The sequence below is a fragment of the Solirubrobacter soli DSM 22325 genome, from assembly GCF_000423665.1.
GTDB lineage: Bacteria > Actinomycetota > Thermoleophilia > Solirubrobacterales > Solirubrobacteraceae > Solirubrobacter > Solirubrobacter soli.
In genome coordinates this window covers 1-14,106 of sequence record NZ_AUIK01000023.1, presented here as the reverse complement: position 1 = coordinate 14,106, position 14,106 = coordinate 1, and the positions used below count along the sequence as shown (strand labels likewise).

14 protein-coding genes are annotated in these 14,106 nt (G+C 72.2%); 8 read left to right on the top strand and 6 right to left on the bottom strand.

Going from position 1 to position 14,106, the window contains the following annotated elements; all coding sequences use genetic code 11:
- Positions 1-4 precede the first annotated feature (4 nt).
- Entirely contained in the window at positions 5-388 is a 384-nt protein-coding gene (locus G569_RS0117635; protein ID WP_028064385.1) for a hypothetical protein, read from the top strand.
- Positions 389-447: 59 nt separating this feature from the next.
- Here G569_RS0117635 and G569_RS0117630 read toward each other — a convergent pair whose 3' ends face one another.
- Positions 448-903: a hypothetical protein gene (locus G569_RS0117630; protein WP_037497432.1), complete on the bottom strand. Its 456-nt coding sequence runs from the start codon at positions 901-903 to the stop codon at positions 448-450.
- Between the two features lie 34 nt (positions 904-937).
- Between G569_RS0117630 and ileS the strand changes: the two genes are divergently transcribed.
- Genes ileS through G569_RS0117600 form a run of 6 tightly spaced genes read left to right on the top strand, consistent with a single transcriptional unit; the run spans position 938 to position 6,738 of the window.
- Positions 938-4,021, top strand: coding sequence for an isoleucine--tRNA ligase (ileS, locus tag G569_RS0117625; RefSeq protein WP_028064383.1), 3,084 nt, complete (start codon positions 938-940; stop codon positions 4,019-4,021).
- 22 nt (positions 4,022-4,043) lie between these two features.
- A complete protein-coding gene (locus G569_RS0117620) occupies positions 4,044-4,298 on the top strand; it encodes a hypothetical protein (RefSeq protein WP_028064382.1) in 255 nt (84 codons plus the stop codon).
- A gap of 36 nt (positions 4,299-4,334) precedes the next feature.
- Positions 4,335-5,243, top strand: coding sequence for a VOC family protein (locus tag G569_RS0117615; RefSeq protein ID WP_028064381.1), 909 nt, complete (start codon positions 4,335-4,337; stop codon positions 5,241-5,243).
- Positions 5,240-5,881: an alpha/beta hydrolase gene (locus G569_RS0117610; RefSeq protein ID WP_028064380.1), complete on the top strand. Its 642-nt coding sequence runs from the start codon at positions 5,240-5,242 to the stop codon at positions 5,879-5,881. Before G569_RS0117615 ends, G569_RS0117610 begins: the two co-directional genes overlap by 4 nt.
- Before the next feature lie 10 nt (positions 5,882-5,891).
- On the top strand, positions 5,892-6,485 hold the full coding sequence (locus tag G569_RS0117605) for an immunoglobulin-like domain-containing protein (protein ID WP_028064379.1): 594 nt from the start codon (positions 5,892-5,894) through the stop codon (positions 6,483-6,485).
- Positions 6,486-6,531: 46 nt separating this feature from the next.
- Positions 6,532-6,738: a hypothetical protein gene (locus G569_RS0117600; protein ID WP_157592114.1), complete on the top strand. Its 207-nt coding sequence runs from the start codon at positions 6,532-6,534 to the stop codon at positions 6,736-6,738.
- On the opposite strand, the gene G569_RS0117595 is transcribed toward G569_RS0117600, so the two are convergent.
- From G569_RS0117595 to G569_RS49365, 4 genes are all read right to left on the bottom strand, one after another.
- A complete protein-coding gene (locus G569_RS0117595) occupies positions 6,721-9,891 on the bottom strand; it encodes an ATP-binding protein (protein WP_028064377.1) in 3,171 nt (1,056 codons plus the stop codon). The two genes, G569_RS0117600 and G569_RS0117595, sit on opposite strands and share 18 nt — an antisense overlap.
- Before the next feature lie 72 nt (positions 9,892-9,963).
- On the bottom strand, positions 9,964-10,290 hold the full coding sequence (gene trxA / locus G569_RS0117590; RefSeq protein WP_028064376.1) for a thioredoxin: 327 nt from the start codon (positions 10,288-10,290) through the stop codon (positions 9,964-9,966).
- A 39-nt stretch (positions 10,291-10,329) separates the two neighbouring features.
- On the bottom strand, positions 10,330-11,031 hold the full coding sequence (locus tag G569_RS0117585) for a stage II sporulation protein M (protein WP_028064375.1): 702 nt from the start codon (positions 11,029-11,031) through the stop codon (positions 10,330-10,332).
- Positions 11,021-11,776 (bottom strand): polyprenol monophosphomannose synthase, encoded by a 756-nt coding sequence (locus G569_RS49365; protein WP_053226535.1) that lies wholly within the window; start codon positions 11,774-11,776, stop codon positions 11,021-11,023. Before G569_RS49365 ends, G569_RS0117585 begins: the two co-directional genes overlap by 11 nt.
- Positions 11,777-11,803: 27 nt before the next feature.
- Here G569_RS49365 and polX point away from each other — a divergent pair, with 27 nt between their 5' ends.
- Positions 11,804-13,552, top strand: coding sequence for a DNA polymerase/3'-5' exonuclease PolX (gene polX / locus G569_RS0117575; RefSeq protein WP_028064374.1), 1,749 nt, complete (start codon positions 11,804-11,806; stop codon positions 13,550-13,552).
- A 35-nt stretch (positions 13,553-13,587) separates the two neighbouring features.
- On the opposite strand, the gene G569_RS49360 is transcribed toward polX, so the two are convergent.
- The coding region (locus tag G569_RS49360) for a glycosyltransferase (RefSeq protein ID WP_037497430.1) at positions 13,588-14,106 on the bottom strand (519 nt) is incomplete at its 5' end.

The window sequence follows — 14,106 nt, the reverse complement described above, 5'->3', positions numbered from 1 at the left end:
GCCCATGACGCGTCGCATCGCCCTCATCACCACTCTCCTCGTCCTCGCCCTCCCCGCCGCGGCGGGAGCGCAGGGCGGCGCCTTCGGCTCGCTTCCCCCCGGGGACCCGGTCGAGACTCCGACCCCGGCCGTTCAGACGACCACGGCCGATGACGGCTCGACCGGCCGCAACGTCCTGTTCATCGTCGGCGGCGTCCTGATCATCGGCTTCGCGGTGATGGGCTGGTTCATCCTGCGCGACGCGCGCGGTGCCGTCGGCGAGCCCGAGTTGGCCGGCCCGCGCCTGCGCGACGCCGGTCCGCACAAGCACAAGATGCAGGCCAAGGCCAAGGCGCGCAAGAAGACGCACGCGCAGAAGGCCGCGCGCAAAGCACACCGGAAACGGTAAGGCAGCATCCCCACCGCCCCACCCCGATCATCCGACCTCAAGGCGCGAACGCTCGGCGCCTAGCTGCTCGGCCCTGGTCTCACCACGCGGTCCCGGACCGTGAAGGTCGCTTCCTCCCGCGGAATCTCCGCGAACGGCTGCTCGAAGCCCTCGAACGTGTTCGAACCCCGATAGTCGGCGAACCGCACGACCTTGCCGTCGTGCACGAACAGCAGCAGCTCGCCGCCGTCGACGGTGTCGATGCCGGTCCACTTGCGGCCGAGCCTTTGCGAGATCGCGTCGCGTGACGTCCCGGGCTGGACGATCAGCACGCGGTCCCAGTCGAACCGCGCCAGCTCGGGCAAGGCGACCACGTTGCCGTTGTCGGGCGCCTGCGTCACCGCCTTGGTGAAGTTCTCGGCCAGCAGGTTGTCGGCCTGCAGGTTGTCCTCGTCGCGGGTGAAGTAGACCGCGAGGCCCAAGGCGGCGATGAAGAACACGAGTGCTCCCGCCACGAGCGCCAGCACTCGGCCCATACGCATCCCTCGACGTTACCTAGACTCACTCGCGATGCCGCATCGTCCCCTGCCTAAAGACGCCAACTTCCCGCAGCTGGAAGAGCAGATCCTCGAGCGCTGGCGCGAGCGCGACATCTACAACGAGTCGATGCGCCGCCGCGAAGGCGCGCCGCCGTTCGTCTTCTACGAAGGCCCGCCCACGGCCAACGGCCGGCCCGGCTCGCACCACGTCCTGGCGCGCGTCTTCAAGGACATCTTCCCGCGTTACAAGACGATGCAGGGCTTCTACAGCTACCGCAAGGGCGGCTGGGACTGCCACGGGCTGCCCGTCGAGATCGCCGTCCAGAACGAGCTCGGGATCGAGAACAAGCAGCAGATCGAGGAATACGGGATCGCGGAGTTCAACCAGAAGTGCCGCGAGTCGGTCTTCACGTTCCTCGAGGACTGGACGAAGCTGACCGAGCGCATCGGCTACTGGGTCGACCTCGACGATCCGTACCGCACGCTCGACACCCCCTACGTCGAGTCCGTCTGGTGGGCGCTCAAGCAGCTCTGGGACAAGGACCTGCTGTACGAGGGCTTCAAGGTCGTCCCCTATTGCCCGCGGGACGGCACGTCGCTGTCATCCCACGAGGTCTCGCAGGGCTACAAGGACGTCGAGGACCCGAGCGTCTACGTCAAGTACCCGGTCACCTCGCCCGCCGGCGCCCTGCGCGCGGGCGACGTGCTGCTCGTCTGGACGACGACGCCGTGGACGCTGGTCTCCAACGCGGCCGTCGCGGTCGATCCGGGCCTCACGTACGTGCGGTCGAGCGAGGGCTACGTGCTCGCCGAGGCGCTGGTGGCGCGGGTGCTCGGCGACGGCGCCGTCGTCACGGATCGCTTCACCGGCGCGGACATGGTCGGCGCCGGCTACGAGCCGCCCTTCCCGTTCATCCCGGCGAGCGAGTACGGCGAGAAGGGCCACACGGTCCTGCCGGCGGACTTCGTCTCGGCCGAGGACGGCACGGGCATCGTCCACACCGCGATCGCGTTCGGCGAGGACGATTTCCGGCTCGGCGCCGAGAACGGCCTGAACGTGATCAATCCCGTGCGGGCGGACGGCACCTACGACGAGCGGATCGGCCCGTACGAGGGCGTCTTCGTCAAGCACGCCGACCCGGACCTGATCAAGGACCTCGAGGCGCGTGGGCGGATGTTCCGCTCCGAGCGCCTGCTGCACTCGTACCCGCACTGCTGGCGCTGCGGGACGCCGCTCCTGTACTACGCCAAGCCGACCTGGTACATCCGCATGTCCGCGGTCAAGGACCGGCTGTTGGCGGCCAACGAGACCGTCGACTGGCATCCCGAGCACATCAAGCACGGGCGCTTCGGCCGCTGGCTGGAGAACAACGTCGACTGGGCGCTCGGGCGCGAGCGCTACTGGGGCACGCCGCTGCCGATCTGGCGCAACGAGGCGGGCGAGGCGCTGGCCGTCGGCTCCTTCGAGGAGCTCAAGGAGCTGAGCGGCGTCACGTTGGAAGACCCGCACCGGCCCTACGTCGACGACGTGGTGATCCCGTCGCCGACCGGCGGCGAGCCGCTGCGGCGCGTCCCCGAGGTGATCGACGTCTGGTTCGACTCGGGCTCGATGCCGTTCGCCCAGTGGCACGCGCCGTTCGAGAACCAGGAAAAGTTCGACGAGCAGTTCCCCGCGGACTACATCTGCGAGGCGATCGACCAGACCCGCGGCTGGTTCTACTCGCTGATCGCGATCTCCACGCTGCTCTTCGACCAGAGCTCCTACAAGACCGTGCTCTGCCTCGGCCACATCGCCGACCCGCAGGGCAAGAAGATGTCCAAGTCGCTCGGCAACGTCGTCGCGCCCTGGGACGTCATCGACCGGCACGGCGCCGACGCCTTCCGCTGGTACTTCTTCATCAACACGCCGTGGGACGGCTACAAGTTCGACACGGACACCGTCGGCGAGTCGCTGCGGCAGTTCCTGCTGCAACTGTGGAACACGTACGGCTTCTACGTGATGTATGCCAACGTCAACGGTGTCGAGCCCGCCGACGTGGAGCCCGCCAACGACCTCGACCGCTGGGCGCTCTCGCGGCTCGCCGCGACGGTGCAGACGGTCACCGAGCGACTCGACGCCTTCGACGCGACCCGTGCCGGCCAGGCGATCGCCGCGTTCGTCGACGACCTCTCGAACTGGTACGTGCGCCGCTCGCGCCGCCGCTTCTGGGATGGCGACCCGGCGGCGTTCTCGACGCTGCGCACCTGCCTGGTCACGGTGACGAAGCTGCTCGCGCCGTTCACCCCGTTCATCGCCGACGAGATCTACGACAACCTCGACGGCTCCGAGGGCTCCGTGCACCTCTGCGACTGGCCGAAGGCCGGCGAGCGCGATGAGTCGCTGGAGTTCGCGATGGCGACGGTCCGCGAGACGGTCCGGCTGGGGCTCGCCGCCCGCGGCCAAGCGAAGCTCAAGGTCCGCCAGCCGCTGCGCGCCGCGGTCGTCGTCGCCGCGGGGTCCGAGCGCGCCGCGATCGAGCGGCTCGCCGACGTCGCGCTGGAGGAGCTCAACGTCAAGGAGCTCCGGTACGTCAGCCAGGCCGACGAGCTCGGCTCCTACGAGGTCAAGCCCAACTACCGCGCCCTCGGCCCGCGCTTCGGCAAGTCGATGCCCCAGGTCGCCGCGGCCGTCGCCGCGCTGGACCCCGCCCACGTCGCCGACGCCCTGCGCAACGGCGGCCGCGTCGGGATCTCGATCGACGGCCACGACCACGAGCTCGACACCGACGACCTGATGCTCGCGATGAAGCCGCTGGACGGCTACCAGCTCGAGCGCGAGGGCTCCCACGCGGTGGCGCTCGAGCTCGAGCTCGACGAGACCCTGAAGCGCGAGGGCCTGGCCCGCGAGATCGTCCACGCGATCCAGAACGCCCGCAAGTCCGCGGGCCTCGAGGTCGAGGACCGCATCGCGCTCGTCCTCGGCGGCGACGCCGGCCTGCTCGACGCCGCCCGCGAGCACGAGGCCTACGTTTCCCGCGAAACGCTTGCGACCTCGGTCGCCTACGACGGCGCCGCGGGCGTCGAGCCGGTGAAGATCGAAGGCCTCCCGCTTCACATCGCAGTGTCACGAACGTGACGCGCGCCGACATACTGAGCGAATGCTCCTCGCTCTCGGTCTCGCGCTCGCCGCGCTGCCGCCGGCCAACCCGCCGCAGATCACCTGCGAGCGCGGCACGCGCGTCGAGCCGGAGGTGACGGTCGAGCCGGTCCTGCACCCGGGCCAGGATCTCGCGCTCCGGATCCGCAACGCCGGGCGGTGTCCGCAGGGCGTGGACCATGCGCCCTCGGTGGGGTGGGAGCAGGCGACCGAGGCGGGCTGGGGGCCGGTTCTGAGGGAGGTGGACGTGAAGTAGTTGCGTGCGCAATCAACTAGCGCTACACTTCAGGCCATGGAGTTCACTGGCCTGCACCACATCACGATGATCACCGGGGACGCACAGCAGAACGCGGCGTTCTACGGGGATCTCCTGGGCCTCCGGCTCGTCAAGAAGACGGTCAACTTCGACCAGCCGCAGGCCTATCACCTCTATTTCGGGGACGAGACCGGGGCGCCCGGCTCGATCCTCACGTGGTTCGAGTTCCCCGGGGCGGCGAAGGGCCGCGCCGGCGCGGGATCGATCCACACGCTGCAGCTCGCGGTCGCCGACGAGGCGGCGCTCGATTTCTGGGAGCAGCGGCTCGCCGGATGCACGACGTCTCGTGAGCCGGGCGTGCTGCGCTTCGCGGACTACGACGGGCTCAAGCTCGAGCTGCTGATCTCGGACCTCGGCAACGCGCCGCTGGTCGCGACCCATCCGGACGTCCCGGAGGAGCACGCGATCCAGGGCCTACACGGTGCGCGCGCCTACGCGGCCTTCCACAGCGTCGAGGACACGATCCTCACCGACCTGCTCGGCTTCACGTCCGAGGGCGGCGGCGAGTACGTGCTCAACGGCTCCGACCGCAGGTTCCGCTTCGCCTACGACGCACCCACCCACAACGACCATCAGGGCGCCGGCAGCGTCCACCACATCGCGTGGGCCTCGACCGACGAGGACCACCTCGCCTGGCAGGAGCGGATCGCGCAAGCGGGCGGCTTCGTCACAGACGTCCGCGACCGCGACTACTTCAAGTCGATCTACTTCCGCGTTCCGAGCGGCGTGCTGTTCGAGATCGCGACGCTGAGCCCCGGCTTCGCCGTCGACGAGGACGCCGACCATCTCGGCGAGGCGCTCAAGCTCCCGAAGCAGCACGAGCACCTGCGCGCGCAGCTGGAGTCCACGCTGCGTCCCGTGAACAACCCGAGGGTCCTGGCATGAGCGCGCTCGTCTACCGGGAGCGGCCCGCGGCGGGAACGCCCGAGGGCCTGCTGGTCCTCCACCACGGCCGCGGCGCCGACGAGCACGACCTGCTCGGCCTCGCCGACGTCCTGGATCCGGAGCGCCGGCTGCACGTCGTCACCCCCGGCGGCCCGCTCCAGATCCCGGGCTGGCAGGGGAAGCACTGGTACGTCGTCCCGCGCGTCGGCTTCCCGGACCCCGACACGTTCCACGCGGCGTACAAGGCGCTGGCGCAGTTCCATGACGAGACCTGGGAGCGCACCGGCACCACGCCGGAGAACACGGTGTTCGGCGGCTTCAGCATGGGCTCGGTGATGAGCTACTCGCTCGGTCTCGGGCCGGACCGCCCCGCGCCGGCCGGGATCATGGCCTTCAGCGGTTTCATCCCGACGGTCGATGGCTGGCACCCGGACATCCCGCGCGACACCCGCGTCACGATCGCGCACGGCCGCAACGACCCGATCATGGACGTCCACTTCGCCCGCGACGCCCGTGACCTGCTCACCGACGCGGGCATGGACGTCACCTATCAGGAGTCCGGCGCCGCCCACCACATCGACCCCTCGCACGTGCCGGGTGTGATCGATTGGTTGTACGCCCGCGCCGTCTCCGGGTAGACGTCAAGTAGTGCTGCCCCTCATCCTCGCGGCCGCGGCGATCGTCACCTTCCCGAAGGCGGACGTCGTGAACCCGGGGACGAGGGTCACCGTGCGGATCGCCTCCGACCAGCCGGTCAAAGCCACGCTCGTGCGCGTGACCACAGCCGGCACGGTCATGCGCACCATCAAGCGCAAGACCCTACGCACCGGCACGTTCACGGTCCGCATCCCGGCCGGCCGGCACGCGCTCCGCGTCAGCGCCGGCCGCCGGCATTGGCAGCACCGGATCGACGGCGTGTGGACGGACTGCGTCCAGGCGACGGCGAAGACCACCGCGCTGACGCTGAAGGCGGCGACGGTCCAGCGCGGCGGCACGCTGCCGTACGACTTCGAGAACACCGGCAAGGACTGCAGCTTCACCGGGCTCTCGTACCGGCTGGAGCGCCAGGCGGCCGACGGCACCTGGGCCGCCGTGCCGCTTCCGTGGGTCTTCCCGGCGGTCGCGTTCGCCGTCGCGCCCGGCGGCACGCGGGCCAAGACCGCGCGGATCCCCGCCGACGTCGAGCCGGGACGATTCCGGCTGATCGACGGTGTTGCCGCCGAGTTCGACGTGACCGCCTAGCGCGGCAACATCGCGGCAACGGCCGGGAGGCACCATGCCTCTCACGATGGCCGACGGAACGCTCCACATCGATCTCGACCTCCACGTCACAGGTGGGGACGTCGAGGGCCGCGCGGCCACGGATGGCCAGCCGGAGCGTCCGTTCAGCGGGTGGGTCGAGCTGCTGGCGGCGCTCGACGCGATCATCGCCTCAGGGGCAGCGCCCGGAGAGGCGGGGGCCCGCGTGGCGGCGCCGTCAGGGGGCGAGCAGTGACGCCGCGAGCCCGTCGGCCCCGCACTCGCGGGCCAGCGCCAGCGCGGTCGCCGCGTCGCCCAGCGCCGCGTGCGCCTTGGCCCGTTCCAGCCGCGCCGACGTCCCGTCGAGCAGCGTCACCGCCTCGCGCAACGTGTCGCCGTCGCCCGTCAGCTCTCCCAGCTGCCGCAGCGAGCGCCCCACGACCCACGGCGCCCCGCTGCGGCGAGCGAGCTCCAGCTCTTCGCCCGCGAGGCGCGACGCAGTCTCCAGATCGTCCTCCGCCCGTGCCAGCAGACTGCGCCACGGCGAGAAGATCGGATGCGTGCCGGGCGGCCGCGTCGCCGCGAGCTCGTCGGCGATCTCGCGCACCGGCGCGTACGCGGAGTCGCCCAGCAGCAGTTCGGCGTGGCTGATCATCCAGAAGCGCCTGCCGTCGGAGGAGCCACCCGGCTCGCCGGCGTGCCGCAGCGCCGCCCACGCCCGCTCGCGGTCGCCGCGCTCATGCCACGCCAGGGCCAGGAACGCGGACGAGTACGCCATGTGGGCGTTGCCCGCGCTGCCGAACAGCGCCTCACCCTCCTGTGCCCGCTCGAGCAGCTCGATCGCGCGCACCAGGTCGCCCATCCAGATCGCCGACCATCCGCCCCACAGATCCGCGCCGATCGCGTCGAGCACGGACCCGCGCCGAGCGGCGAGCGCGAGGAAGCGCCGCCATTGCGGCTCCGCGCGCGCGGGCTCGGCCAGCGCGAGCGCGGTCGCGGGCGTGACGGTGAACGTGCCGCGGTCGAACTCGGGCATCTCGTCGCCGTCGAGCGACTCCGCGGCGAGTGCCGCCGCCTCCTCCGCCGGGCCGTTCTGCACGGCGACGGCGAGCGCGGTGATGCCAGTGAGCGTCTTCGCCCCCGGACCCTGAGAGCGTGGTCCCGCCCGCCAGGCCTCCAGCTCGGCCATGCTCGACGGGTCCGAGAAGCCGAAGAACGCGCCGACGGCCCGGACCGCGCGCAGCGCCAGGTCCAGGTCGGCCTGCTCGGGTGACAGCTCGGCGCGCGCCGCGTCGACGACCGCCACCGCGCGGACCGGGTTCTCCATGAACAGCAGCGTGCGGGCGAGCATCAGGGCCGCCATCGCACGTGCCTCGGGGTCGGTGAGCGAGGCGTGGGCCTGCGCGAGCGCCACGGCCGCCGCCGTGCCGCGGACGAACTCGGCCGCCGTTCCGAGCTCCAGGGTGAGTTCGGAGCGCAGCTCAGCCGCGGGCGGCTCGGCCTGCGCGCGCTGCAGGTGCGACAGGGCGGCCTCGGGCGCGCCGCGCTCGATCGCGATCGCCGCCGCGGCCCGCAGCCGCTCCACCACCCACGCGTCGCCGCGCGGCGGCGCCGCCATCAGCTGCGCCGCGACCCGCTCAGGCGACGCGTCGAGCTCGGCCAGCAGCCGCGCCGCGCGGGCGTGCTCGAGCCCGCGCCGCGCGGCGGGCAGCTCGGTGTAGACGGCGTCGCGTACGAGCGGGTGGACGAAGCCGAGCGGCTCGTCGGCGCGCAGGATCTCCGCCCGCACGAGCGCGTCGATCGTCTCCGCGGCGGCGGCCTCGTCGATCCCCGCCAGCCCGGCGATCGCCTGCAGCCCGGGCTGCTCGCCCAGCACCGCGACCGCGCGCGCCACCGCGGCGGCCGGCGCCGGAAGCCGGGCGAGCCGCAACAGCACCGTGCGCGACACGGCCCGCGGCCCGATCGCCCGCACCGACTGGGCGTGCGCCGCGTCCGGCACGACCTTCTCCACCGCCAGCGCCGTCAGCAGCTGGCGCAAGAGCAGCGGATTCCCGCCGGTCACCTCCAGGCACGCGGCGGCGAACGCCTCGTCGGCGTCGCCGAGCACGTCGGAGACCATCCCCGCGGTCCCGTCCTCGGTCAGCGGCCGCGGCTGGACGGCGACCGTCGCCGGGTCCTGGCCGAGCTCGCCCAGCAGCAGTTCGTCCGAGTCGGGCTCGCCGGTGCGGATCGTCGTCGCCACGAGGACCGGCAGGCCCGCGATCCGCCGCGCGAGGTAGGCGACGAAGCGCAGCGAGGCGGTGTCGCTCCACTGCAGGTCGTCGACGCACAGGACCAGCGGGCGTCGCGAGGCGAGCGTGGCCGTGTACTGGAAGAGCGCGTTCAGCGCGGCGAACAGGCCGTCGCCGGACGGCGACTCACCGAACACCGCGCGGGCGCCGGCGGGCGGGGGCTCAGTGGCGGCCACGGCCTCGAACAGCTGGCGGACGACGCCGAAGCCGAACTCGCGCTCGAGCACGCCCGCGCGGGCGTCGAGCACCTCCGCGCCGGCGTCGAGCGCCCGCTCGCGCAGGACGCCGAGCAGCCGGGTCTTGCCGATCCCGGCCGGGCCTTCGAAGGCCAGTACGCCGCCCTCGCCCATCGCCACCCGCCCCAGCGCGGCGCCGATCTCGGCCAGCTCGTCCTCGCGCTCCAGCAGCCCGTTCGGCTTCGGCGCGGCGACAGGCGCCGGAGCGAGCATCCGCTCGTGCAGCGCGACGAGCTCGGGGCCGGGCGTCGTGCCGAGCTCCTCCCGCAGCAGCACGCGGATCTCGTCGTACGCGCGGACGGCCTCGGCGACGTTCCCGCGCGCCATCAGGACGGCGATCAGCGCCGCGCGTGCGGACTCCCGGAACGGCGCGGCGGCGATCGCGGCGCGTGCCACCCGTTCCGCCGCCGGCAATGCGCCGCGTCCCCGCTTGAGCGCCGCGCGGGCGGCGAGCTCGAGCGCCTCGATCCGCAGGTCCTCGAGGTGCGAGCGCGGCGCGGCGAGCCAATCCGCGTCGACGTGCGGCAGCAGCCCCGGCTCGGCCAGCGCCGCCGCCTCGAGCGCGAGCTCCATGTCGTCCGAGTCGCGCGCCCGCATCATCAGCTCGCCGACGGCCTCGACGTCCACCCACACGGGCTCGGGGAACACGATCCGCAGCGTGTCCCGCCCTTCGAGCGTCGCCGGCTCGATCGCGCGGCGCAGTCGCGAGAGCACCGGGGCCAGCGCGGTATCGCTCGGCGGGGCGCCCTCGTGCGCCCACAGCGCCTCGATCAGCTCGTCGCGGCGGACGGGACGCGCGCGGTGCAGGATCAGATAGGCGAACGCGAGCCGGCCTTGGCGCCCGCGCAGCTGCGCGTCACGGCGCGCACCAGCGAGCTCCACGCGGAGCTCGCCACACAGATGAATGGACCAACGGCTCACTGACCGCCGGGAACCTACCCGGCGGCAGGGTCATTAAGCGAGAGCGGGCTCCAGCTCGGCCTCGATGCGCTTCTTGGGCATCGCGCCCTGGATGCGCTTGGCCTCCTGGCCGTTGCGGAACAGGATCATCGTCGGGATGGCCAGCACCTGGTACTGCGCGGCGGTCTGCTGGTTGTCGTCGACGTTGAGCTTGACGATCCGCAGGTCGTCACGCGCCTCGGCGATCTCCTCGAGCGCGGGGGCGACGACGCGGCACGGGCCGCACCAGGGCGCCCAGAAGTCCACCAGCACCGGCGTGTCGTTCTCCAGGACTTCGGCCTGGAAGCTGTTGTCTGAGACGTCGGTGATCTTGCCTGCCATGGTGGTCCTTCCTCAGTCGGGTCGCTTCAAAAAGTATAGCTAGTGGTGGTAGACCCAGCGGAGGATGTCAGGGGTGATCCAGGTCTCGATCGCCGCGGCCAATACCAGCAGTGGTACCGCAACCGCGGTCGTCGCGAACGTCGCGGCGAGGAGCTCGTCCCAGGCGCCGCGAGCGCTCGCCAGCGACCAGGCCGCGAGCGGCAGGAAGAGGGCGAACAGCTCCGGCAGCGCGTGGGGGAGGAGCGCGATCAGCAGGACCGCGGGGGAGACGTCGAGGCGCGCGGAGAGCGACGCGGCGCCGTTGCCGAGCGCGTAGGCCTGGGTGCCGAGCGAGAACAGCGTGGCGCCGGCGACGAACGCGATCGCGGCGGTGCCGGCGCGGTCGTGGACCTTGCGCACCAGGCCGGAGTAGTCCTTGGCCGCGGTCGGCAGCTGCGACCCCGCGATGAACCCGGCGACACAGGCGGCCGCGTGCAGCGCCAGCACGAGGCCGTTGCGGTAGAGCAGGAAGAAGAAGTCGCTCCAGAAGGCCGGGCGGGTCAGCCCCGGATAGCCGTACTGCGTGGGGTCGGCGCGGGTGGTCGCCGCGACGATCCAGGTCAGGGTCAGCAGGGTCGCGGTCACGGCGAGCGAGCCGAGCGCCCAGCTCCGCGCCACAGGGCCGGGATTCGCGTTCCAGCGCCGCAGCGTGGCGCGCGTGTCGTCCCAGCCCTGGACGACCGCCAGTTCTTCAGCCTTCATGTGTCAATGGATCGGCAGGCAGGCCGTCCGCCTCCAGCGGACGCCACCGCCGCGGCCCGTAGCGGAGGGCCGGAACGCGCCAGGCCGCCTCGAGGGCGATCTGCGCGGACATCTTGGACTCGCCGAGCCGGCGCTCGCGGAAGCGGATCGGCACCTCGGCGACGCGCAGGCCGAGGCAGAGCGTGCGGTAGGTGAGCTCGACCTGGAACGCGTAGCCCTGAGCGCCCGCCGTCTGCGCGTTGATGCGCTCCAGCGTCGCGGCGCGGAAGCACTTGAAGCCGCCGGTGAGATCGCGGATCTGCACGCCGAGCACGCGGCGGGCGTACTCGCAGCCGGCGAGCGAGATGAAGCGGCGCGTCAGGTCCCAGTTCTCGACGCCGCCGCCGTGGACGTAGCGCGAGCCGAGGACGAGGTCGGCGCCCTCTTGCGCGGGCGCGATCAGCCGTGGGAGGTCGGCGGGGTCGTGCGAGAGGTCGGCGTCCATCTCGCAGACGTACTCGGCGCGGTTCTTCAGCGCCCGCGCGAAGCCGGCCGTGTAGGCGCGGCCGAGTCCCTGCTTGCCCGGGCGGTGCAGGACGTCGTCGGCGAGTTGGTCGGCGAGTGCCCCGGTCCCGTCGCGCGAGTTGTCGTCGACCACGAGGATCTTCACCTCGGGTGCCGCGGCGCGGATCCCACCGACGACGGCCTCGATGTTCTCGGCCTCGTTGTAAGTCGGCAGGATCACCCAGACGGAGCCGTCGGCCATTGAGGGCGCGTAGGTTAACGAGGACCCATGGCCACCAAGACCAACGCCGAGATCGCCGCCGCCTTCGACGAGCTGGGGGACCTGTACGAGCTCGACGGCGCGGTGTCCTACCGCGTCATCGCCTACCACACCGCGGCGAAGGCCGTGCGCGACGCTTCCGTGTCGATCATGCAGCTCACCCGCGAAGGCAAGGTCACGACCGTGCCCGGGATCGGGAAGACGCTCGAGGAGAAGCTGATCGCGCTCGACGAGACGGGCGACATCCCGTCGGCGGTCAAGCTGCGCGCGAAGTTCCCGAGCGGGCTGATCGCGATCATGCACCTGCCGGGGTTCGGGGCCAAGCGGGCGAAGCTCCTGTACGACGAGCTCGGGATCGACTCGCTCGAGAAGTTGCGCGAGGCGGCCGAGGCGGAGCAGATCCGCGGCATCCGCGGGCTCGGCAAGAAGGTCGAGGAGAACCTGTTGCGGGTGCTGGCCGAGCAGGACGAGGGCGGCGGTCCCGCGCCCCGGATCCTGCTGTCGCGGGCGATTCCGGTGGCGGAGCAGATCGCGGGCGCGCTGCGCGACCACCCCGCGGCGCACCGGGTCGAGATCGCGGGCAGCGTTCGCCGGCGCGGCGACACGGCCAAGGACATCGACATCATCGCCACCGCCGACGACGTGGGCGCGCTGATCGCCACGTTGTCCGAGCTGGAATTGGTGGAGAGCGTCGCCGCTTCGGGGGACGCCGGAGCGCGCGTGAAGACCCACTCGGGCGTCAAGGTCGACCTGCGGGTGGTCGAGCCCGACCAGTTCGGCAACGTCCTGCAGCACTTCACGGGGTCCAAGGCGCACAACGTGCAGTTGCGCGAGGCCGCGGTCCGCGCCGGGCTGAGCGTGTCCGAGTACGGGATCCTCGATCGCGAGACCGGCGAGACGCTGCGCTGCGCGACCGAGGAGGAGGTCTACGAGCGGCTCGGCTACGCGTGGATCCCGCCGGAGCTGCGCGAGGGGCGCGGGGAGCTCGAAGCGGCGCGCAACGGCTCGCTGCCGCGGCTGATCGAGCTGTCCGACCTGCGGGGCGACCTGCACTGCCACACGACGCTCTCGGACGGTCGCCAGACGTTGGACCAGATGGCGGAGGAGGCGCTGCGGCGCGGGTGGGAGTACCTCGCGGTCACCGACCACTCGGCGTCACACGGGTTCGGCGACCACGTCACGCCGGAGGCCTTGGAAGCGCGCATCGAGGAGATCGCGGCGCTGAACGCGCGCCTGGAAGGGCGGTTGCGCGTGCTGGCCGGGACCGAGTCCAACATCCTCCCGGACGGCTCGCTCGACTACCCCGACGAGCTGCTTTCGCGACTCGATTGGGTGATCGGCTCGATCCACACGTCGTTCGCCATGGACGAGGCCGCGATGACCGAGCGCATGATCGCCGCGATCGAGCACCCGTGGCTGGACGCGATCGGTCACCCCACGGGCCGCAAGATCGAGACCCGCCCGCCCTACGCGATCGACATGGCCGCCGTGATCGCCGCCGCGGCCAAGAACGGGACGATGATCGAGATCAACGCGGCCCCGGACCGCCGCGACATGAACGAGAGCCACGCCCGCGCTGCCGCCGAGGCGGGGGTGATGGTGCTGGTCGACTCCGACGCCCACTCCGCCCGCAACTTCGACCTGCTCCAGTACGGCATCGCGACCGCCCGTCGCGCGTGGTTGACGGCGGACCAGGTCGCGAACACCCGCTCGTGGGAGGACTTCGCGCCGCTGCGCAAGCGCGCCCGCGCGAGGTGAGCCGGTTTGGTCGCGTTTTCCGCGACCAAACCGGCTCACCTGCTCGCGAGCAGGCGCGGGAGGAGCTCGTCGGCGACGACGCGGTCGACCGCTGCGGGCGAGAAGGGCGCGAGCGCCGCGGCGGCGCGCTCGGCGTAGTCGGCGCGGGGCGAGTCGAGCGCCGCGCGGATCGCGAGCCGCGGCCCGACGAGCCGATTGTCGAGCCGCCGCGCGATCGGCGCGGCGACGTACGGCCCGGGCGCGTCCGTGGTGACGAGCACGCACCCGTCCGCGAGCGCCTCCAGCTGCGCGATCCCGTAGTCCTCCCGCCGCGGCACGGACACGAAGACGCGGGCGCGCCGCAGGAGGGCGCGATAGTCGTCGCGCGGGATGAGCCCGGCGAACCGCACGCGCCCCCGCCCCACGGGGGGAAGGGGCCGCCCGGCGCCGCCCGCGGGGCTCGCGCCGCCCGCGCCCGCGGCCCCTGCCGCGCCACCCGCGCCGGCCGCGCCGCCCGCGCCGGCCGCGCCGCCCGCGCCGGCCGCGCCGCCCGCGCCGGCCGCGCCGCCCGCGCC